This window comes from Acidobacteriota bacterium (assembly GCA_016700075.1).
Classification (GTDB): domain Bacteria; phylum Acidobacteriota; class Blastocatellia; order Pyrinomonadales; family Pyrinomonadaceae; genus OLB17.
The window spans coordinates 1,998,586-2,018,701 of record CP065000.1; the positions used below are offsets into that span (position 1 = coordinate 1,998,586).

General features: G+C 51.5%; 16 protein-coding genes. 7 read left to right on the forward strand and 9 right to left on the reverse strand.

The features are described from left to right. Positions 1–333: 333 nt before the first annotated feature. On the reverse strand, positions 334–819 hold the full coding sequence (locus IPM50_08980) for a pyridoxamine 5'-phosphate oxidase family protein (GenBank protein QQS31814.1): 486 nt from the start codon (positions 817–819) through the stop codon (positions 334–336). Positions 820–957: 138 nt separating this feature from the next. On the opposite strand from IPM50_08980, the gene IPM50_08985 reads away from it, so the two are divergent. Continuing rightward, positions 958–1,413 (forward strand): universal stress protein, encoded by a 456-nt coding sequence (locus IPM50_08985; protein QQS31815.1) that lies wholly within the window; start codon positions 958–960, stop codon positions 1,411–1,413. A 6-nt stretch (positions 1,414–1,419) separates the two neighbouring features. On the opposite strand, the gene IPM50_08990 is transcribed toward IPM50_08985, so the two are convergent. Both IPM50_08990 and IPM50_08995 read right to left on the reverse strand, forming a co-directional pair. Then, on the reverse strand, positions 1,420–3,351 hold the full coding sequence (locus tag IPM50_08990) for a PAS domain S-box protein (GenBank protein QQS31816.1): 1,932 nt from the start codon (positions 3,349–3,351) through the stop codon (positions 1,420–1,422). After that, complete coding sequence (locus tag IPM50_08995) at positions 3,348–4,742, reverse strand: sigma-54-dependent Fis family transcriptional regulator (protein QQS31817.1); 1,395 nt, start codon at positions 4,740–4,742, stop codon at positions 3,348–3,350. The genes IPM50_08990 and IPM50_08995 overlap by 4 nt, the downstream gene beginning before the upstream one ends. A gap of 141 nt (positions 4,743–4,883) precedes the next feature. Between IPM50_08995 and IPM50_09000 the strand changes: the two genes are divergently transcribed. The 4 genes from IPM50_09000 to IPM50_09015 all read left to right on the forward strand — a co-directional run bounded on the left by IPM50_09000 (position 4,884) and on the right by IPM50_09015 (position 9,198). Continuing rightward, positions 4,884–6,050 carry a hypothetical protein gene (locus IPM50_09000; protein ID QQS31818.1) on the forward strand — a complete coding sequence of 389 codons (1,167 nt, stop codon included), beginning with the start codon at positions 4,884–4,886 and terminating at the stop codon, positions 6,048–6,050. Beyond that, positions 6,047–6,916 (forward strand): hypothetical protein, encoded by an 870-nt coding sequence (locus tag IPM50_09005; GenBank protein QQS31819.1) that lies wholly within the window; start codon positions 6,047–6,049, stop codon positions 6,914–6,916. Before IPM50_09000 ends, IPM50_09005 begins: the two co-directional genes overlap by 4 nt. A 202-nt stretch (positions 6,917–7,118) precedes the next feature. Next, positions 7,119–7,457, forward strand: a complete 339-nt coding sequence (locus tag IPM50_09010) for a cytochrome c (protein QQS31820.1) — start codon at positions 7,119–7,121, stop codon at positions 7,455–7,457. A 124-nt stretch (positions 7,458–7,581) separates the two neighbouring features. Beyond that, positions 7,582–9,198: a cytochrome c3 family protein gene (locus IPM50_09015; protein ID QQS31821.1), complete on the forward strand. Its 1,617-nt coding sequence runs from the start codon at positions 7,582–7,584 to the stop codon at positions 9,196–9,198. Positions 9,199–9,271: 73 nt separating this feature from the next. Here IPM50_09015 and IPM50_09020 read toward each other — a convergent pair whose 3' ends face one another. From IPM50_09020 to IPM50_09045, 6 genes are all read right to left on the reverse strand, one after another. Next, positions 9,272–11,350 carry a hypothetical protein gene (locus tag IPM50_09020; protein QQS31822.1) on the reverse strand — a complete coding sequence of 693 codons (2,079 nt, stop codon included), beginning with the start codon at positions 11,348–11,350 and terminating at the stop codon, positions 9,272–9,274. Positions 11,351–11,371: 21 nt separating this feature from the next. After that, a complete protein-coding gene (locus IPM50_09025) occupies positions 11,372–12,400 on the reverse strand; it encodes a cytochrome C (protein ID QQS31823.1) in 1,029 nt (342 codons plus the stop codon). Between the two features lie 108 nt (positions 12,401–12,508). Beyond that, positions 12,509–13,216: a Crp/Fnr family transcriptional regulator gene (locus IPM50_09030; protein ID QQS31824.1), complete on the reverse strand. Its 708-nt coding sequence runs from the start codon at positions 13,214–13,216 to the stop codon at positions 12,509–12,511. 267 nt (positions 13,217–13,483) lie between these two features. After that, a complete protein-coding gene (locus IPM50_09035) occupies positions 13,484–13,813 on the reverse strand; it encodes a hypothetical protein (protein ID QQS31825.1) in 330 nt (109 codons plus the stop codon). Between the two features lie 26 nt (positions 13,814–13,839). Then, positions 13,840–15,756: a CBS domain-containing protein gene (locus tag IPM50_09040; GenBank protein ID QQS31826.1), complete on the reverse strand. Its 1,917-nt coding sequence runs from the start codon at positions 15,754–15,756 to the stop codon at positions 13,840–13,842. Between the two features lie 2 nt (positions 15,757–15,758). Continuing rightward, positions 15,759–16,982 carry a succinylglutamate desuccinylase/aspartoacylase family protein gene (locus IPM50_09045; protein ID QQS31827.1) on the reverse strand — a complete coding sequence of 408 codons (1,224 nt, stop codon included), beginning with the start codon at positions 16,980–16,982 and terminating at the stop codon, positions 15,759–15,761. Between the two features lie 291 nt (positions 16,983–17,273). Between IPM50_09045 and IPM50_09050 the strand changes: the two genes are divergently transcribed. Then, positions 17,274–18,131 carry a universal stress protein gene (locus IPM50_09050; protein ID QQS31828.1) on the forward strand — a complete coding sequence of 286 codons (858 nt, stop codon included), beginning with the start codon at positions 17,274–17,276 and terminating at the stop codon, positions 18,129–18,131. Positions 18,132–18,220: 89 nt separating this feature from the next. Beyond that, positions 18,221–20,113 carry a tRNA uridine-5-carboxymethylaminomethyl(34) synthesis enzyme MnmG gene (gene mnmG / locus IPM50_09055; protein ID QQS31829.1) on the forward strand — a complete coding sequence of 631 codons (1,893 nt, stop codon included), beginning with the start codon at positions 18,221–18,223 and terminating at the stop codon, positions 20,111–20,113. Positions 20,114–20,116: the final 3 nt, after the last annotated feature.

A 20,116-nucleotide genomic window follows, 5' to 3' on the forward strand; every position in this document is an offset into this window, starting at 1 on the left:
GTCGGCGCATTTTCCCCGTCCTAAAACCCGCGGTCCTCATTTTTCGACATCGGCGAACAGTTCGACGCTGCCGAAATACTTTGCAAGACTTTCAGAAAACCTGATCATTTGATCCCCAATTCAACTCGGGATTCAGCGAGGTATCCGGCCTTGCCGATATACCTTCAGTGCACGTTGCGTGCCTAAAGTGAATTTGCTCGTATTTTACTGCTTTTCTGTTAAATTGGCGGGAAAAGTGCCGTAGTAACTCGATGAGAACCTCGTCCTAATGCGGGAATTTTCGCGGTCTAAACAAATAGAGACAGAAAAAATTCGCAGTAGAGAGACTTCCGGCTAGTTCGGTACTCGATCTTGAGGATGCGGCGCGAAAGGCTTTTCGGTACGGTCAACGCCGCGGCGTCCGCTAATATTTTCCGGAACGATGCGAAATATCACTTCGACATTTTCGCGAACCCAGCTGTCCAGCCATCTGATACTTACTGCAGGCGTAAAGGTGGGATTTATCTTTGAAATGAGTGCGATCACAAGATCCCGTTCTTCGCCGGGACCAATGCGCTCAGCCTTCCCTTCGAGTATCACGCTTTGCCAGTCCCGATTTGTCGCGACGTCCTCTACCTGCAGGCAAACATTGGGGTTAGCCTTGATGATATCTGACTTTTTCCCCTCCGTTGTATAGATATATGCTTTCTCATCAGTGAACGCATAATGCACCGGAACGACATAGGGCCGGTCGTTTTTGCAGCATGCAAGATGTCCGTAGCCGATCGATTCAAGCAGTTCGATGGATTCTTCGCGGGTGAGGTCTTCGATCTCTATCATAGCGGATGATGCCTCCGTGATATCCTTACTATAACAGTATATTGATCATCCATTCGTTTTTTTGGGCACCTGAACTTTAGACGGCAATTGGAATGCCGATTGCGGTGATCATCAGGGAATGAGGAGAAGGAGGCGATAATGAAAATATTGATTGCAACAGATGGCTCGGAATACAGCTTGAACGCAGTTGATCAAGCGTGCAGGATACTTTTGCGGCCGAAGGGAGCCGAAGTGATGATCATTTCATCCTACGAGGACGCATATCCGGTAACGGCAGAACCGTTCGCACTATCGGCGGATTATTATCAGAAACTCGATGATGCAGTTCGTGAGCAGGCCGAGAGTTTCGTATCCGCGGCAAAGTCGGTCATCGAGAAGCACTTTCCGCTTGCCGATGTGCCTGTTGTCACTGAGGTATTGCGCGGCTCACCTGTTCAGCAGATCGTCGAAAAGGCGGAAGAATGGGGAGCTGACGTGATCGTCGTCGGTTCACACGGCCGCGGATTTTGGGGAAGGCTGCTTGGTTCAGTTTCCAACGGCGTCGTCCACCATGCGAAATGTTCCGTTCTCGTGGTCAGGTCGTCCGAAAGTTAGGCTGATCTATCGCGGGCCCAGAATATCGTTCAGCGTGACCAAGAGGGTTTCTGCTGTGTACGGCTTTGCGAGAAACGCGTCTATTCCCAGTTCGGCCAATTCACCGCTTTGCCCCTCAGAGACCAGGCCGCTCATAGCGATGATCTTGATCTGAGGGTCTAACTTTCGCAAAGCCCGGATCAGAGAAGGCCCGTCCATAAAAGGCATCGCGACGTCCGTGATGACTGCCGATATCTCATTTTCCGTTTGTGAATGAACCGCCAAGGCCTCAGTGCCGTCGCCTGCGGTTATTACTTTGTAGCCAAATTTGGTCAATGTTGCTTCTGCAACGGTGCGGATATTTTCCTCGTCATCGACAACCAGAATGGTCTCACCTTTTCCCGCCGGGAATTCAGTTTGCAGAGGCCGAACGGCTACAGAACCCTCGGCCTCCGCTGAAGGAAGATAGATGGAGAATCGGCTTCCTTTATTCGGTTCGCTGTAAACATTCATGAACCCGCCGTGGCTCCGCACAATGGTCATCGATGTGGCTAGCCCCAGGCCGGTTCCCTTGCCCATCTCTTTTGTAGTAAAGAAAGGGTCGAAGATACGCTTGACGATCTCCTGGGTCATACCGCTGCCGGTGTCTGTCACGCTGACTACTACGAAATTTCCGGGCTCGGCCTCCAGATTCATCCGTGCATAATTCTCATCGATCGATACGTTCTCAGCTCGTATCGTTATTGTCCCGCCATGCGGCATTGCATCGCGTGCATTGATGCAGACATTGAGAAGCACCTGGTGTATCTGTGTTGGATCAGCCATTATCGTCCAAAGGTCAGGGCTGACATTGAATTTGACCGCTATCGATTTCGGCAATGTTTCGTTTAGAACATTTACGAGCTCTTTGATCAGATGCTTCAGCTTTACCTGCATTCTTTCTCCGGACATTCCGCGGGCAAAGGTCAGGACCTGCTTGATCAACTCGGCGCCTCGATCGGCGTTCTCACGGATCATCGAGACCCAACGAGCGCCTGCCGGATCGGTTATTTCCAACCTCAGCATGTCAGCAGCCATCGTTATAGGCGAGAGTATATTGTTCAGGTCGTGAGCTATGCCGCCCGCCAGAGTTCCGATCGACTCCATTCTTTGGGCTCGAAAAAGGTGCTCTTCAGCTCTCTTCTGTTCGGTGATATCAGTATTGGTTATTAGGAAATAGTCCGGGTCGCCGTCCTCTTTCCTTACCCGAGTCCATCTGCATTCAACGGTAAGCTCGGTCTTGTCTTTGCCTCGGTGTTTCCCTACCTTTTTCCATTCGTCTGTTTTCTCCAAACCGTCGACGGCTTCCTTAATGTGGCTCTCATCACCTTCGCAAAGAACATCCGCAATATGGCGTCCAAACACTTCCTCGGCCTGCCAGCCATACATTCGCTGGGCGCCCTTATTCCAGTAGAGGATCTGGTAATTGAGGTCGCAGACCATGATCGCATCTTGTGCTTTGTCCAACAGAGAGGCCTGTTGGCGGATGCGTTCCTCGCCCAGTTTTCGCTCGGTGATCTCGAAGCGAATCGCAATATATTGGAACGGCTTTCCGTCCTCATCGACAAAAGGGACGATGGTGGTGTCCACCCAGTAGATGGAACCGTCCTTTGCTTTGTTTCTTATCTCGCCGTGCCAAACACTGCCTTTAGAGATCGTCGTCCAGATGTTTCGAATAAATTCCATTGAATGATATCCGGAATTGATGATGCGATGGTCCTGACCGAGCAGTTCGTCACGGCTGTATTTTGAGATCTCGCAAAACTTGTCGTTTACATAGGTGATCTTGCCGGTTTGATCGGTAATGGCAACGATCGCAGCCGCGTCAATAGCCCTTTTCAGGTCTGTCAGCTCTTTGAGCGCAGAAACGGATGCCCCGTTTGCAGGTGATTCGTTATCGTTCACTATCTTCTCGATCAATTGCTCTCCATTTCGAAACCGGCCTTGCGAAGTTTATACCTAAGCTGATCGCGGGAAATGTCGAGCAGTTTTGCGGCCCTGGTCAGGTTGCCGCCGGTTCGCTGAAATGCCTGCTTTGCAAGCTCAAATTCGACGGTTTCAAGTGCGATGCCGTCATCAGGCAAACGAAACTCTGATGATCCGACCTTAGCCATCATTTCCTCGGATATCATGTCTGCGGGCAAGTGCGTTATGGTTACATACTCGCCATCCTCAAGGATAGAGGCTCGCTCTATCACATTCCGCAATTCGCGGACATTTCCGCTCCATCGATAATGCCGGAAAATACTCGCGGCTTCCTCCGTAAGTCCCTTTAATTTCTGACCGCGTCTTTTAAGATTTGCCTTTTCGATGTAATGTTCCGCGAGCAATATCACGTCATTGCCTCTCTCGCGGAGCGGCGGTATGTCCACCTGAATGACCGAAAGGCGAAAGTACAGGTCGAGGCGAAAATTGCCCGCCTCGCTTTCGGCTTTTAGATTTCGATTGGAGGCCGCGATTATCCTCGCGTTCATCTGTATGTCCTTTAGCCCGCCGACCCTGCGAAAAGCTCCCTCCTCCAAAACCCTAAGCAATTTAGCTTGGAGCCCGAGTTCCATCTCGCCTATCTCATCAAGAAAGATCGTTCCGCCGTGGGCTTGTTCAAATAGCCCTTCCTTCCTTGCTTTTGCATCGGTGAAGGCACCTTTCTCATAGCCGAAGAGCTCCGATTCGATCAGGTTTGCGGGAAGTGCGGCACAGTTGATCGCCAGATATGGGGCGTCGGCACGTGACGACGCATAATGGATCGCCCTTGCAAACAGATCTTTTCCGGTCCCTGTTTCACCATTGAGCAGGATCGACCCGACGTCCGATTCAGCGACCCTTTGAGCAAGATCGATTGCCTTTTTCATCGTATCGGATTCCCCAATTATCTCGGAAAAAGAGAACCTGCGTTTGCGGTCCGTGCGGATCTGGCGGATCTCCTTGCGAAGTTCACCTGTTTCCACCGCATTCCGAAGCGTCACACGAAGTTCCTCAATTCGCACCGGTTTTCCGATAAAGTCGTGCGCACCGCCCCGCAAAGCCGCAATAGTATTTTCAACGTCGACATTCCCCGTGATCATCACCGCGATGACATCAGGATCTTTTTGTTTGATCTCCGTCAGCAGATCGAGCCCTGAACCATCCGGCAGATCGATGTCCAGCAAAACGACATCAGGCTCAACTTCAGCAACTGAACTTCTACCGCTAGCGATGGTGTCGGCTTCAAAAGGCTCGTATTCCCATGAAATCAGAGCTTCAACCAAAGCCATGCGTACAAATCGATCATCATCAACGATAAGTACCTTTCCCACTGATTCTTTCTTCATTTGCAGTTCCAATATGCCTCTCTGAGGCACAAAAAGCGAAGCGACCGTGAAAATTTTCGCAGTTTCCTAAAAACAATAATGTGACCCGAATCACAAGGCAATTCAGGAGAACAGAATACAATCAAGAGGTTGTTCCTACTGATGTCCCGGGTAAAGGCAAGATTCAGACGATATGCGGTCGTTTTCTCCGTCGCCGTTTTCGCGATGGCGGCTGTTCATATCGCGCCCGATACTGCGGATGCGCAACGACGCCCGGCGGTGCGGCGATCTTCCCCTCCGCCTAAATACTCTAAATTTGACCACCTGACGAAGGCTCATCGAATGGACTGCTCGTCGTGCCACAAATTCCCGTCGAAAAACTGGAATAAAGTAAGGCCGGAAGCGGACGCGTTTCCCGATATTACAGATTATCCGCAACATAATTCTTGCCTGAAATGCCACTCGCAGCAGTTTTTCAGAGGTGCGACTCCGGCGATATGTTCGATCTGCCACACGAACCCCTCGCCCCGGAACAACGCACGACATCCGTTTCCAAACCCGCGAGAGATATACGATGTTTCACCAAAGGGTAAGAACGCCGAATCGAGTTTCGTGGTCGCGTTCCCGCACGACAAACACGTTGATATCGTCTCGTCGCTGCGAAGGAGCAACGGCAATTTTGTGAATGCGTCGTTTACGAGTCGTGTATTGCGGAGCGAGAACGAGGCAAGTTGTGCAGTTTGCCATAAAACGATGTCGCCGCAGGGCGAGTCCGCCGATGAATATTTGGTGCCGCCGCCGCCTGACCTCGGCGAAGGTTTTTGGCTAAAAAGGGGAACTTTTAAGTCCGTTCCTCTCGGTCATACGACCTGTTTTACTTGTCATTCGGCAGATACTGGAATTGAACCCGCACCCGAAAACTGCGGCAGTTGCCACAAACCGCGGCCCGCGCAGCCGGCGGCGGATTTTGACCAGACGCTCTTCGCGGCGCACAAATTGGAAAACAGGCCGGTCTGGCTCGCGTGGAAACGCCGGTTTGGCTCGGGGCGTTTTCAGCATGAACATTTTGCACATAACGAGCTCGCGTGTGCGACGTGCCATAACATATCAACACTGAACGCGTTGGATCCGTTGACTAAGAAGGTTCCGGTCTCATCATGCGCAAAGTGTCATGCGACCCCGACGACGGATGACGGCGGCATTTTGAATTATGTTGTCGATCAGCGAAAGACGGATCCGACATTTGAGTGCATGAAGTGTCATGTCGTATTCGGCAAAATGCCTGTGCCGGCGTCCCACGTACGGGCGGTCGAGGAGGCTGGAAAATGAAGTTTCCACAAACTCTCAGTTCAGTCATGGTCGCCGTTCTTTCGTTGTCGTTCTTGATCGTCGGATGTTCGTCGCCATCGGCGCCCGAGAATACTGCCGTTGCAGAGCCTCCGCCTGCCGAGGAGACCAACTCCAACATTGCGAAGGTAGTAGATACAGGGCAAGATTTTTCACGATTTCTACACAGCAACGAGCAGCACGCACGTCTGCCGTGTCTGTTGTGCCATACTCGTAACGATAACGCTGCGACCCCAACTCTGCCGGGCCACATTCCGTGCGCCAGTTGTCATACCGATCAGTTTGCCGATAGCGGGAATGCGATCTGCTCGGTTTGCCATACGGATGCATCCAGCGGAGCGATGAAGAAGTTTCCACGGTTGAAGAGCTTTAACGTACGCTTCGATCACGCAAAACACACTCGTCAGACAGGATGCGTGACGTGTCATAGCCCGCAGCGTAGAGGCGCGACATTCTCGTATCCTAGCGGACTCAATGCCCACAACACGTGCTATCAATGCCACGGTCCTGAGGCAATGATTGGCGGCGAGAATATCGGTTCATGTGCGACCTGTCACGAACAGGGACGCCCACCCGCCGCAATCAAGGCATCGACGGCTTTTCAGAAGAGTTTTAGTCACGCTGCTCACGCCGGACGTGCGAAGTTGAACTGCTCTTCATGCCACATGGTACGCGCCGGCGCACCCCGCGGCAGGCAAGTTATCTCTCCGGTTGTTGCTATGCACAATCCTCCCAAAGGACGGCAAAGCTGCGCGACCTGTCACAACGACCGCAGAGCCTTTGGGATCGGGGACGGCGTGTTTGAGAGCTGTAAGCGATGCCATCAGGGTGGTAATTTCAGCTTTTAAAAGCGAGGGTGTGGTATTTTTCGCACATCGCGTTCGATCTTTGACAATTCGAGAACACTGCTCACGTTTATAAACCTATACAACGCAATGAGTTACAGCGATATCGGGGTTGAACTGCAGATGGCACAGGCTTTGCGATAACACTATGTTGTCGGGACGCATTTTTTCGTTCCGTCAGATGTGTATGAACAAGGAGTTTATAATGAAGACCAGAAACGCAAAATTTGTAGCCATCATTTCTTTCCTGATATTTGTTGCATTGGTAGTGGTATTCCGAGCCGAAACGCAAAGTTTTGCCGGGGAAGAGGTTCAAGATGCAGCCGCATCGTACAAGAAGAACTGTGCGATGTGTCACAGCCCTAAAGCTGAGAAGTTCTATGATCCGAATATGCCGGAGGAAGAGCAGATCGAGATCATCATGAAGGGCAAGAAGATGGAAAAGCCGCCTCACATGCCCGGCTACGAGGCAAAGGGAATGAAGACCGAAGAAGCGAAAACACTTGTCGACTACATGAAGTCGCTTAGGCAGCCTGCCGAATAGGGATCGCCTCATAGGACACTTAACCTAGACACCAAAACCCGCTGTATCGAGCATTTTTACTGACGCCGATCGCGGGTTTTGGGATTTTTGCGTTTGTCAGCTGTTCTTGGATGTAGTGTGATTTATGAAAGAAGAAAACGAAAGGCCCGAATCCGAACGTCCCGAAGACGGAAAGCCTATGGTCATGCCCAGCCTGCTGCGAAACTATATCAGTTTCGTCGGGATCGCTATTGCCGCAGCGAGCTTCACGAGTTTCGTTCTGCTGTTCATGATCGAACTAACAGGCGACACAGATAACCCGTATACAGACCTTGTTACATTTATTTTTGTACCGAGTGTTCTGGTTTTTGGGTTGTTTCTGGTCGTGCTTGGGGCCCTGATAGAAAGGCGTCGCCGCCGGAATAAGGCCCCTGAGGATATAGCGCCTTTTCCGGTCATCGATCTGAACGACCCGAAGCGGAGACGCACCCTTATAGTCTTTGGCTGTCTTTCGTTCGCTTTTCTCTTCCTGTCTGCATTTGGCAGCTATCGCGCGTTCGAATACACGGAAAGCGTCATATTTTGCGGCCAAGCGTGCCACACGGTGATGGAGCCTGAATTTGTTTCGTATCAGGCGTCTCCGCATGCGAAGGTCGCATGCGTCGAATGTCACGTCGGCAGCGGTGCTGACGCCTATGTGCAGGCAAAGCTGTCCGGTATGCGGCAGCTTTACGGCGTGATGACGGGGCACTACAACCGTCCGATCCAAACTCCGATCCATAATCTCCGCTCAGCGACCGAAACCTGTCAAAAATGTCATTGGTCGGAAAAATATCATGGAGACGTTCTAAAGGTCTTTAACCATTATGCCTACGATGAGGCTAACACGCTGAATCAAACCCGTATGCTGCTTAAGGTCGGCGGCGGAAACGCAGCGACCGGGCCTGTCGGCGGCATCCATTGGCACATGAATCTATCGAATGACGTGGCATTTGTTTATTCAGATGAAAGACGTCAGGTGATCCCTTGGGTCAAGTTCACTGATGCTACTGGAAAGGTGACCGAATACCGCACGGCCGATTTCACGGCATCGCAGGCAGAGATCGATAAGATGCCCCAACGGAAAATGGACTGTGTCGATTGCCACAGCCGTCCGGCGCATGACTATCTTTCGCCTGCCAGAGCTGTAGATGTTGCGTTTGACGCAGGCAAGCTGGATCAGAGCATTCCCTTTTTAAAGGCAAGGGCCGTCGATGCTCTAGCAAAGGAATACGAAACAAAGGATGAGGCCCTCGCGGCCATAGCCCGCGATATCAATCAGTATTACCAGACTACGCATCCTGATGTTTTCGCTAAGAAAGGTACTGCTGTCGCGGCCGCGGTTTCTGAAGTACAGAGGCTGTATCAAACCTATTTTTTCCCCGAGATGAAGACCGATTGGCGGGCCCATATCAACAATATCGGCCATTTCAACGCACAAGGGTGTTTCCGATGTCATGACGGCCAGCATTTCAGCAAGGAGGGCAAGCCGATCAGAAACGACTGTGCGGTCTGCCACACGACGCTGAGCCAGACCTATGCCGGAAGTACTTTTGTTCCGGAGAACGGCGTGTTCCGGCATCCGGTAGAACTCGGTACGATGAACACCTACCAATGTGCCGCATGCCACAAAGGCGATAAGGCCTTTGTCCATCCTCTTAATCTCGGTGATATATCGAGATTCCAATGTGCGGAATGCCACAAAGGCAATCCCGGATATTGATCATAAAACAAAAAACCGGCGGAGTGGGGAACTCCGCCGGATGTGCGATGATGCGGTTACTACGAGACTGAGATCATCTGTCATTGGCTCGTCCGCCAAAGAAGATCCTCAGCGATGTGAACGGCAGGTGTGATCTGTAATTCAGCGACGGAGTTTGAACGTCGCTATACTTGTAGTATTGATAACCGGCATTCCAATCAATGTTCCGGTTCAGTTTAACGGAGACCTTGATCTCCGGGGAAGTAAATGACATCGGATATGACCCGACCAAGTTCTGCGGCAGAGCTCCGATACGCGATCCCTGACCGTTATCCTTGCTGATACGATAGCTGCCGTAAAAACCGACACGGCGTCCGGCCTTGACCGAGATATCGACGTGTCCGAAATGGTCACGGGCGAAAAACTCGCTGGTGCCCTGTGTTTGAACACCTCCGAGAGGCAATATGATCGGCGTGTAGCTATCCAAATGCCTGTACGAATAGCCGCCGCTCAGCATAACTGCATCGGCGGGCGTCCAGTCCATCGAACTCGAGAAATATCGTGTTTTCACTCGGGTCGTGAAGTCGATATTCGGATTCGTAAGGAAAGTGGAGGGGTTTGTGTTGTCCTTGGTCATCGCTGAAAGGCTCAGGCCCACCTTATTGAACGTGAATCTGCCTCGAACCTTGTAGTTAGTGAACTTATAGTTCTCCACACGCGAAAAGACGTTATCGGCGGTACCTTTCTCTATACTGGAGAAGATAGCACCAAACTTTTTGACCTTGATCTTAACGCCTGCGATGAGCGTGTGGGTGCTGTTCTCCTCTGTTTCGTTCACGATGCGTGGATTAGTTCCGGAAGGCGGAGACGTTAGCGTAGTGTCCCGAACGGCGATATCGACCTTACGATGTGTGAATCGATAACCGACGTGAAATCCGAAATACCTGTTTACCTGATAATCGCCCTCTGCGAGATTCGAGTATCTCAGGTAATCAGTGATCCGGAACGCGTTCGACCTTACGATCGCTGTGGCGAGCGGAGTTCCGCTTGCATTTCGACGGAAAAGGGCATTGTCCAGATCTTCTCCTCCGTTTATCGTGAACGCGTCGATGGTGAACGAGTTCGAGATCCTAAAGTCTTTAGTTGCCATCCATGTGGCACCCAGATCGCCGCGCTTCTGGATCCTCTTCGCAAAGCTGTTGATCAAAAAGCGGTCGAGGTCAACGAAATTGTTCGAGTTGTCGCGGCCGGTAATCGTCTCAAACAAAGCCATCGCCGAATCTGTAGAGGCATAGATGCCTCGGGCGGTAACCTCGAGCCTTTCAGCGAACGTCTTATTTAGGAAGCCCTGCGTGAAATAGGTCTTTCCTTCCGTGGGCATGTCCCTGCGAAAAGTAGCAAGAACGCCGTTGTTAGTGGTGTTGTTGCCCGGATGCGGTGCGGTCAGTTCCCAAAACGAACGGTCACGGAAATTGCGGATCCCCTGCGTAAGTCCATAATTCAGTCCGATCACCCTACCTTCGATCCCGACGCGATAGTCGTCGGTCCGGTTATTGGTGTTGGTGGCGACCGGAAATTCATCGCTGTACGCCCTTGTGGTATTGAAACCGGGACCATTCATGTTCCCGAAGCTTGCACCCAAGATGAAGCGTATCTTTTCGTTCTGAGGCAGGATCGTGCCGTCAAAATCTGCAAAAGTGTGCTTAGTGTTGCTTGTGTGCTGCCCCAGGGCAACGTTCGACAGATCGTTAAAATATTTGATCCGCCGAACGTTCGCGTTGAATTTGTAGGCACCGGTCCGCTCCATATTCACGCGTGTGAAACCCGAAGGATCGGAGCCCCAACCGGTGTTGGTAATGAAAAGCGAATCAAACCACTTGCCTTTACCTGATTCTGCTTCGAACAGAATATTCGAATCGAACGTCCTGAATCCTTGTTTATAGTTCAGGTCACTTCGATATTTTTTCTCACTGCCTGAAACATCCTTCCACCGCCAGCCGAATTCGGTCGTTGCGGTCACGGTGTAGCCTCCGACAGTGGCCGGCGATGCTTCTGGGGTTTGTGCCGCCGCAGCGACAGCAAACAAGGAAACTAGCGCAAATGTAACTAGAGTGCGGCCTAAAGGACTAGCCAAGCCGAACACTGAGTTATCTCTTGATATTTTTTCAGTCATCATTTACCTCCGGCATGCACTCTATCTGAAGAAGAATCTGCTTGAGTTGGATCCGTGTATTGTTGTATGACACGTTGTACATTCCTTGTACCTGACGTTCAGCTGATTGTGGAATGACGGTAAACCGGGAGCCAACTGCTCAGTGATATTGCTGTGGCATTCCAAACACAACTGTCTGATGTTGCCTCGATTGAGCATCTTCGGATTTGCAGATCCGTGCGGAGCGTGGCAAGCGGCACAGCCCTCGGTCTTGAGCGGGGCGTGTTCGAAAACGAACGGGCCTTGTTTGGTTGTGTGGCATTTCACACACGATGTGTCGGCCCCTACGCCGAGTTTTGCCTGTTTTGACTCAAATCCGCCGTGAGCGTTGTGACAGCTGGTGCAGTTCATGGCTCCTTCCAAAACTTTGTGATGAAATGGCTTGCTGAACTGAGCGCGTGTTTCCGTATGGCAGCTCATGCACAACTGCGGTTCGGGCTGGCGAAGCATGGCATTCGGAGCCCTTCCGGGATTTTGTCTGGATACATCGCCTACGAAAACGACGGAGTCAGGACGGAAATTGTTTTCCGGAGCACTATGCGATGAATGGCAGTCTGTACAGCCGACGTCATTGCGCCAATGTTCGCCGCGGCGAAAGTTATTATGAGCCTCTTTGCCTGAATGGCAGGTAAGGCATGTTTCAGAGATCTCTTTCGAATTCTTATCTTTGAATGAGATGATCTTCTTCGGATCGTTCTCCTCGATATGTGCCTTGCCGGGGCCATGACAGGCTTCGCAGCCCAATACCTTGTCTTTCCATGCGGGCACATCTTTCAACTTCGCGTGTTTTGTCATAGCAAAGTGCTTTGACTGATCCTCGTGGCACGCAAGGCAAGCCTCACTGCCGACGTAATCATCCGCGTTACCGGAAATCGCCGGAGCTGCCGCCGCCATTTCCTCACTTACCGAAACCCCCATTGCAGGGGAAAAGCTGCCGGAAATCGCCCAAATTGTCACAAGGACAGAAAATCCCGCCAGCAAAGCGACCTTTACTTTAAATGATGAAGCCATGTTGTGCCTCCGAAAAGAGTGATGAGGAAAACATTTCCCCGCGATAATATTAGGCGGGGCAATAAGATTTATCTGTGAGCGATGTCACAAATTTCAATAAAAGTTAAGCTAACAGAGAAATTGATGAGCATTCCCGTTCCCATTCATATTCAGCCCATCGCTTCTCGATGCCTGTAAACGACAACCGATGACCGACCGAAGCCTTTCACGGTCATGAATTACTAACTCAGAGCCCTTAAGGGTTACAACGCCAATTTCACGAAATGTACGAAGCGCTCTGGTAACCGTCTCGCGGGATGTTCCTATCATCCGTGCGATATCCTCATGTGTAAATGCATTTCGGATCACGATGCCGTTCCCATTGCAGTTCATTCCCGAGGACCAGTCCAAAAACAATGTTGCAAGTTTGTCGGCGACCGATTCACCAAGCCCAAGTGCACAGACCTGCCGGGTCGCGCGCTGGAGCGAGCTGCTTAACTGAACAGCAGCATTGAAGCAGGCCGCGGGATGCTCGTGCAGAAACCTGTCAAAGTCGGGTGCGGAAATATAGTTGACCACGGCATCCTCGATCGAGCACGCAGTGGTTTCAAAATTTCCCCCGGACATCACAGAGCTAAGGCCCATCAAAGAACCAGGCGATACGATGTCCAAAATAATGACCTTTCCGTCGGGCGAAGACGAGGTTATCTTTACCTTTCCCTCACAGAGAATGTAAACGCCGTGGGCAGGCTGCCCTTCAAGAAAAATAATGGAGCCTTTTGGGAATGATCTGGAAAACTTGATGGCGTCCAATGCGATCCCGACATCATGAGGCAATTCGCAAAAATAATTATGAGAGCGGTTGTCACAACCGCTGCACTTTAACCCGCCGTTTATAGTAATAGTGTTTTTCATCATCGCCTACAGGTAGCTGCAACCTGTCGGCAACATTCAAAGGCAAACCTCATTCCACTGAATTAAAGGAAAAGCACCACTAAATTACTCTATTCTCTTCAATTTAACAATGATTTGCCGCAAATGTTGCGAAGTTTTCGGGCAAGGCGCGTAAATTTACGCGCTATTGCCGTATTATTGATCGACTGACTAGTTCTCGAACCGAAGCAGCGTAACACGGCCGTCCGCACTCGAAATGTCGATGCCGTCCTCGTCCGAGAAGCGGCTCAAGTGCATCGTGATCTCCTTGACGTCATTGACGGTGTGACACATTGTATTTACACGAATGAATAGATTGGTCCGGCCGTCACGGGATTCCTTGTCGATTCCCGAGAACGGCAACCCGCTTTCTATCCAGTAGTCCGTAACGACGTTTGCCGGATTTTCAAAAACACCCAACCGCGTCTTGCGGCCAAGATTGGCGCCGTTGAAGTAAGAAATGAAGTCAGACCAATTGTCTCTTGTTGCTACTGCAGACATATTACCTCCGCGAGTGAAACCACTAATTACATAACATTGCAAAGCTTTTCTTCGAAAAGTTTTGCTGAAACGGTCAAAAAATCGTACGCCGTGACCAAACCGATCAACTTTGCATCCTTGACCACCGGCAGGCAGCCGATCCGTTTTTCGCGCATCAATTCCAGGGCGGTCAGCGTCGGTGTTTCGGGATCTATGGTAATGAGATCGGTCTTCATGACGTCCCGCACGATCAATTCGGCAGGACCGCGGATCTTTCCCAAAGCGAAAAGCTCCAATAGATCACGGTGCGAGACAATGCCGATAAGATTGCCCGCGTCATCTTCCACGGGAACGTGCCGGACATGCTTCCAATGCATTAGACTGGCCGCAAGGTCGAGGACATCCTCAGGCCGCACGGTAAACAGATCGACGGCCATGAACTGCTCCACGGTCTTGTAATTGTCTATCCATTCAGACTGCTCCGGAATGGTTGCCGGCTCCCATTCGTGTACAGGCATATTTTTCTCCTGATTTTCCTTGATCGAAGAGGTCAGCGACCTTAACCGCACATTCCATTTTGCACGTTCGTCCATTCCGGCTACGGATTCGATCATCCAGCAGGCACCGGTCTTCTCGGCCTTTATTCGTTTTTCCAGTATTTCAAAAAGTCTTTCACTGTCGTTCTCGTCCACGCCGACACGCTGCAGCCCTTTGCGGGCACGCGGCAGCAGTTCCTCGAGGATCAGGCGTCCCACGCGGCGGCTTTTGCCGTCAAGGCCATAGATCTGGCCGTTCATTCCATAGCGGGCTACGTTGTAGAAATTGTTCTTTGCGTCGTCAAAGGACATATATTCTGTTATGTCCCCAAACTCCTCGGGCAATTCCGTCATAAGCCCAAGAAAGAATGCCGCATTTGCCATCTCATCAACTACGGAAGGCCCCGCCGGGAGATATCTTGCCTCGATCCGCAGTCCCGGTTTGCCGTTCGCGACCCCATAGCACGGGCGATTCCATCGCCATATCGTGCCGTTATGCAGCCGCCAGGCAGCGAGCTGCGGAATTCCACCTTTCTGAAGTGTCTCAACCGAGTTTTCCTCGATAGCTTGCGTCAGCAGTATCCTGAAACGAACTGCGTCCTCATGAAGGACCTCTATTATTGAGTCATTGACCCATCGATCGCCGAAATTCACGCGAGGCGGCTGGCTTCTTTCTTTATGTATATGCGACCGAGTGTCTGCAGCGTGCTGAAAAAGTGCGATCCGCGTCTCATGCCAAAGCCTGTGAGCGAACAGCAGCGGCGAATTCACAGCCGATGCCAGAACGGGAGCCGAAATGGCCTGTGCCCAATTGTAATACCGTACAAAATCTTTCGCTCCGACCTGCAGGTGAATTTGAAAACTGGTATTGCAAAACTCTGTAAATGTATCCTGCAGGGTCAACTGAAGTTCATCCAGGCCCTTGATCTGGATGAGCCTATCTTCTCCGTGGAGCATCGTCACCACGCGGTTTATTTCGCGATATCTCGGCAGCGGTGTTAAGTTCTTTTCCGACAGATCTGAGACCTGGATCGTAGGCAAAATACCCGCCAGCAATATGTCAGCCCCAAATTCTCCGGCGGCATTCCTTACGACATCCAGTACATCTAAGATCTCTGCTTCAAGCTTGGCCAGGCAGTCTCCGTTCAGGTCAAGCGGCGTGAGGTTTGCTTCCAGGTTGAAACGCCCGATCTCTGTTGTCAGCCTGTTGTCGCCGGCTGCCTCGATGACCTCCATCGCTATCGGTGCCGGCCGCATTGCGGAATCAACCAGGAACATCTCCTGCTCGGCACCGATGCGAAGGACATTCTCCTCGAACATTCCACTCTCCAGCATTTTTTCGAGAGCCTGCAGGTCGTGCAGTACGCCCATTGTAAAGGTGCGCATCTGAGCTTCGTCGTAATCTAATGAAATGGTCTTTTCGCCCATACTTATCCGGTACGTTCGCGAACGAAGGGACTTATAACGTCATGTTTCCGCCTGCTTACCACCAGCGTTTTTCCGATCCATCTGCGTCGTCTAAAGCCCAAGAGGTGAAATATCTGTAAAGGGAACACACGGGCTACGCTCGTATTTACGATCAATGTGTCCGGGTCTTTGCCGTCTCGCCTCACTCCGGGCAATATCCGAACCCAATATTGAACCCCGATGCGTCTCAAAACTCCGCTAAGCCACAACCAAAAAGGCCAGATACGCCGTCCGGTGAAAAATCCATCCTCGCCGAGCTTCTGATACAGCGGCATCAGCAAAACACCATTCTCACCGGCAAACACTCTTCCATTCCGGTCGACCGCAAGAGCCTGTCCTTTTTCGATCGGATCGAAATTGTTATAACCGGCGTCCATCATGAAATCGTCCTCGGGCTTCACGGGGTGACGATATCTTATCTCGAATATTTTTGAACCATTAGCGGCCGCATCGAGGCGTTTATATTTTTCTTTAATATCCGGAACGTCCTTTTCGGCAAGAATGCCGGAGTTCACCAGTGCGAGCCAAACAAGTGCTTCATGATTCTTCACGGTCTTTCCAGAATAATGCTGCCCGCCCTCGAAACCGAGCGTGACGGCTCCGAGATTGTTCAGGTATTCGAGCATGGTTCCCTCCAATTGCTCCTCGATACCGAGCAGGATCGCAACCGGAAATTGCTGTGCAAAATTGCGGTTACGCAGCGTATCCCCAACGGTCGCAAATGGCATCCCGTCCGCGGAGGTTGAATGCAGATCTAGCACATATACTTCGCCCCTTGCGGTGATGAGGATACTGTCGAGGATCGAATCAAGTTCCGTAAGTTCAATGCCCTCAGATGTTTGGAGCATTTCCTGCGAGCCGACTTTTGACATCGCGGAGGACGTCCACGCTCTGTTCAGATCGTGCTCAATAAATCGTTTGCCCTCGATCAGAGCTCTGGTGTTTCCGGAAAGAAACACCACTCTTCCTTGTATACGGTCACTTCGATCTCGGAGCGTGGAAGCGACCTTGCGAAGAGCGATGACTCCCGCGTTCTCGTTTCCGTGCAGCCCGCCGACCACGATCAAGGTCGGTCCGGCGACATCACCGATGAAGGACGCGATATTGTGGTCTCCCGCAGTAACAACACCCGGTCCCTGATCAGACCGTTGAATACTTCGATCATCAGTTGATAATTGTGGTGTCACTGAATTCCTCCTACTTCAGCGTTTAGAATCTGAATACACAACCATTCCTGCAATATTCATTCCAAGTCGATCTCTCGAAATCGGCCCATAAGTAGGCAGAAATTTGACAAATTGGAGCCGAAATATGTCCAAGGTGAGAAGATTTTAACGGCGCGTGTGTAATTTCACACACTTTGGGAGCAAAATTCGATCAAAAATGGAGCTTTCGCTGGCATAGTGCTTGCACCTACGCTCGGCAGGCAAATCGGCCGGGCCGATGCCAAAAAAAGATGAGCGGGTGGTTCTAAAGTTATGCGGGTCTTGATCGGGTACAACGGATCCTCAGCATCGTCAGCAATATTTGAGGATCTCACTTTTGCTGGGTTGCCGCCAAAGTCCGAGATCCGGATCTTGGTGGTGGCCGATCCCTTGGTTTTTCCGAAGACCGAAGCAGAGGCCAACGACCTAGCCGAATCTGCTCACCGGGAAATGTGCAATCGATTTCCGAATTATGTTTTTCAATACCGGCTGGATTCCGGAGATGCGGCCGGATCGGTGGTGCGCGAGGCGGACGCTTTTCACCCGGACCTGATAATGCTCGGTGAACCGGGAAATCCCGACGCCGACGGTCATTTTAAACTCGGCCCGGTTTCACAAAAGGTTATTTCCGATACGACATGTTCTGTCAGGATCTCAAGAGCTCCCGGCGTAAAAGAAGCAAGGCCCACACGGGTGCTGGTGGGCTACGACGGAAGTGCCGGTTCGAAATGTGCTGTGGAATCATTATTGTCCAGAACTTGGCCTGACGGCCTCGAGGTCAGATTTGTCAGCGTTGCTGATTCCGCCGTTGTAGCGACCATAGGACGATTCGCACCGCAGATAAGAGATCTTGCCGTCAGTGAGCGGTACGTACAGCAATGGGCAGAAACACTATGCGAAGGGTCGAGAAAGCGGCTCATCAAAGCAGATATTGCATCTGATGTCGCTGTGAGGTTTGGCAGCCCTGTCACGGGTATTCTGACTGAAGCAGTTGATTGGAGAGCCGACGCGATCTTGGTAGGTCCTCACAGCGCACCAACCATTGGCGAACGATCGACGTTGGGAAATGTGTCCCTCGCAGTAGCTGCCGGAGCCGACCGGTCCGTCGAAATATGTCGCTGTTTCACATGAAACGCCGCCTCTCGGGTCATCGAAATTTCTTTCCAAATCCCTAACACTGTTATAAACTGACCGTTTCGGTTTCGATTGCCGAAGTGGGTATGTTTGACGAGACGTTCGATGTAATTGTCATTGGGGCAGGTCATGCCGGATGCGAAGCGGCATCTGCTGCGGCGCGCCTCGGCGTAAGGACCGCGCTCGTCACGATCAACTTGGACCTTGTCGGACAGATGTCGTGCAATCCCGCGGTAGGAGGCATTGCGAAGGGCCATGTGGTCCGGGAAATAGATGCCCTTGGCGGGATCATGGGCCGTCTGATCGATCGGGCGGGCATCCAGTTCAGACTCCTGAATCGATCAAGAGGCCCTGCGGTGCAATCGCCGAGAGCCCAGGCAGATCGGTCACTATATCGAACGGAGATGCGTTCGCTCTTGGAAAACACCGGCGACCTTGGACTGCGACAGGGAGTTGTGACCGAGTTAATTGTTGTAAACAATAAAGTTATAGGCGTTGAGCTGCAAGATTCGAGAAGGTTTGGAGCGTCTACTGTGGTCATTGCCACCGGTACATTTCTGAATGGAATGATACACACCGGCCGGACCACCTATTCCGCCGGTCGTGCAGGCGAACCCGCATCGATCGACTTGGCCGAACATCTGAAGCGCCTCGGTTTTCCGGTCGGCCGACTAAAGACCGGAACACCGCCGCGGCTTGATGGAAGAACCATCGAATGGGATGCCTTTGAGCCGCAACCGCCTGATGAACGTCCCGTCCCTTTCTCGTTTTCAACGGATAAGATCGAGCAAAAGCAGATAAATTGTTTTATCGGCTATACCAACGAACATATTCACCGCGAAATTCGAGGCAATTTGGATCAATCACCACTCTATTCGGGGAAAATAAAGGGAGTTGGTCCCCGATATTGCCCATCTATCGAAGACAAGGTCGTTAAGTTTGCTGAAAAAGATAGGCACCAGCTGTTCCTCGAACCCGAAGGGCACGACACGAACGAGGTCTATCTGAACGGTTTTTCGACGTCACTGCCGTCGGGGCTGCAGCTTGAATTGCTGCGAATGATCGAAGGATTTGAAAATGTACGGATCATTCGGCCCGGCTATGCTATCGAATATGATTTCGTGGATCCCAGGGAACTTAAACCCACGATGGAAAGTTCCAGGATCGACGGTCTTTTTTTGGCCGGACAGATAAACGGCACTACGGGCTATGAAGAGGCGGCATGTCAGGGACTTTTGGCCGGAATAAATGCAGCCTTTAAGGTCGAAAAGCGGCAGCCTTTTATGTTGGGCCGCAATGAGGCTTATATCGGCGTTTTGGCCGACGATCTGATAAGGCATGGCGTCGATGAGCCGTACCGTTTGTTCACCTCGCGTGCTGAGGCTCGGTTGACGCTGCGGCATGATAATGCGGACAGGCGGCTCACGGAAAAAGGTAAAGAGGTCGGCTTGATCGGCGATCAGGAATGGGAGAGGTTCAACAATAAGCGAGAAAGGCTGGCAAGACTCCAGGAGGCTCTCGATAACTCGCGTTTTAGACGCTCATCGCCTGAATACGCCGGAGTTGCGGGTATTCTGGGCAAGGACCTTGGGGATTCCTTTACACTTACTCAGCTTGCGATGCGACAGGGTGTTACTCCGGATCTGATCAGGCGGCTGCTGCCGGCAGAATTGCAAAATGAGGTCTCTGTGGAGGATCTTGAATCGGCGCTTGCGGATTCACTGTACAAAGGGTACATCGAAAAACATCAAGCCGCCGCGGAACGGGTCAAAAATCACGATAGTTTGAAAGTTCCGGAAGGCTTTGAGTTCTCGTCAATTGGCGGATTATCGAATGAAATGGTCGAAAGGCTGGAAAGGGCAAGACCAAGCAATTTCGGTCAGGTCAGGTCTGTCTCCGGGCTAACCCCTGCCGCGCTTTCGTCGGTTCTTGTTCACCTCACCGCAGCAGGCACCGATCGGCGTCCGACAAACCGGTAGTCA

What these genes read in the sequence shown, in the direction of transcription:
- IPM50_09035 (QQS31825.1), bottom strand. Translation starts at nt 13,813, where the DNA reads ATGTCTGCAGTAGCAACAAGAGACAATTGGTCTGACTTCATTTCTTAC.
- IPM50_08995 (QQS31817.1), bottom strand. Translation starts at nt 4,742, where the DNA reads ATGAAGAAAGAATCAGTGGGAAAGGTACTTATCGTTGATGATGATCGA.
- IPM50_09040 (QQS31826.1), bottom strand. Translation starts at nt 15,756, where the DNA reads ATGGGCGAAAAGACCATTTCATTAGATTACGACGAAGCTCAGATGCGC.
- IPM50_09010 (QQS31820.1), top strand. Translation starts at nt 7,119, where the DNA reads ATGAAGACCAGAAACGCAAAATTTGTAGCCATCATTTCTTTCCTGATA.
- IPM50_09015 (QQS31821.1), top strand. Translation starts at nt 7,582, where the DNA reads ATGAAAGAAGAAAACGAAAGGCCCGAATCCGAACGTCCCGAAGACGGA.
- IPM50_09005 (QQS31819.1), top strand. Translation starts at nt 6,047, where the DNA reads ATGAAGTTTCCACAAACTCTCAGTTCAGTCATGGTCGCCGTTCTTTCG.
- IPM50_09020 (QQS31822.1), bottom strand. Translation starts at nt 11,350, where the DNA reads ATGACTGAAAAAATATCAAGAGATAACTCAGTGTTCGGCTTGGCTAGT.
- IPM50_09000 (QQS31818.1), top strand. Translation starts at nt 4,884, where the DNA reads ATGTCCCGGGTAAAGGCAAGATTCAGACGATATGCGGTCGTTTTCTCC.
- IPM50_09025 (QQS31823.1), bottom strand. Translation starts at nt 12,400, where the DNA reads ATGGCTTCATCATTTAAAGTAAAGGTCGCTTTGCTGGCGGGATTTTCT.
- IPM50_09050 (QQS31828.1), top strand. Translation starts at nt 17,274, where the DNA reads ATGCGGGTCTTGATCGGGTACAACGGATCCTCAGCATCGTCAGCAATA.
- mnmG (QQS31829.1), top strand. Translation starts at nt 18,221, where the DNA reads ATGTTTGACGAGACGTTCGATGTAATTGTCATTGGGGCAGGTCATGCC.
- IPM50_08985 (QQS31815.1), top strand. Translation starts at nt 958, where the DNA reads ATGAAAATATTGATTGCAACAGATGGCTCGGAATACAGCTTGAACGCA.
- IPM50_08980 (QQS31814.1), bottom strand. Translation starts at nt 819, where the DNA reads ATGATAGAGATCGAAGACCTCACCCGCGAAGAATCCATCGAACTGCTT.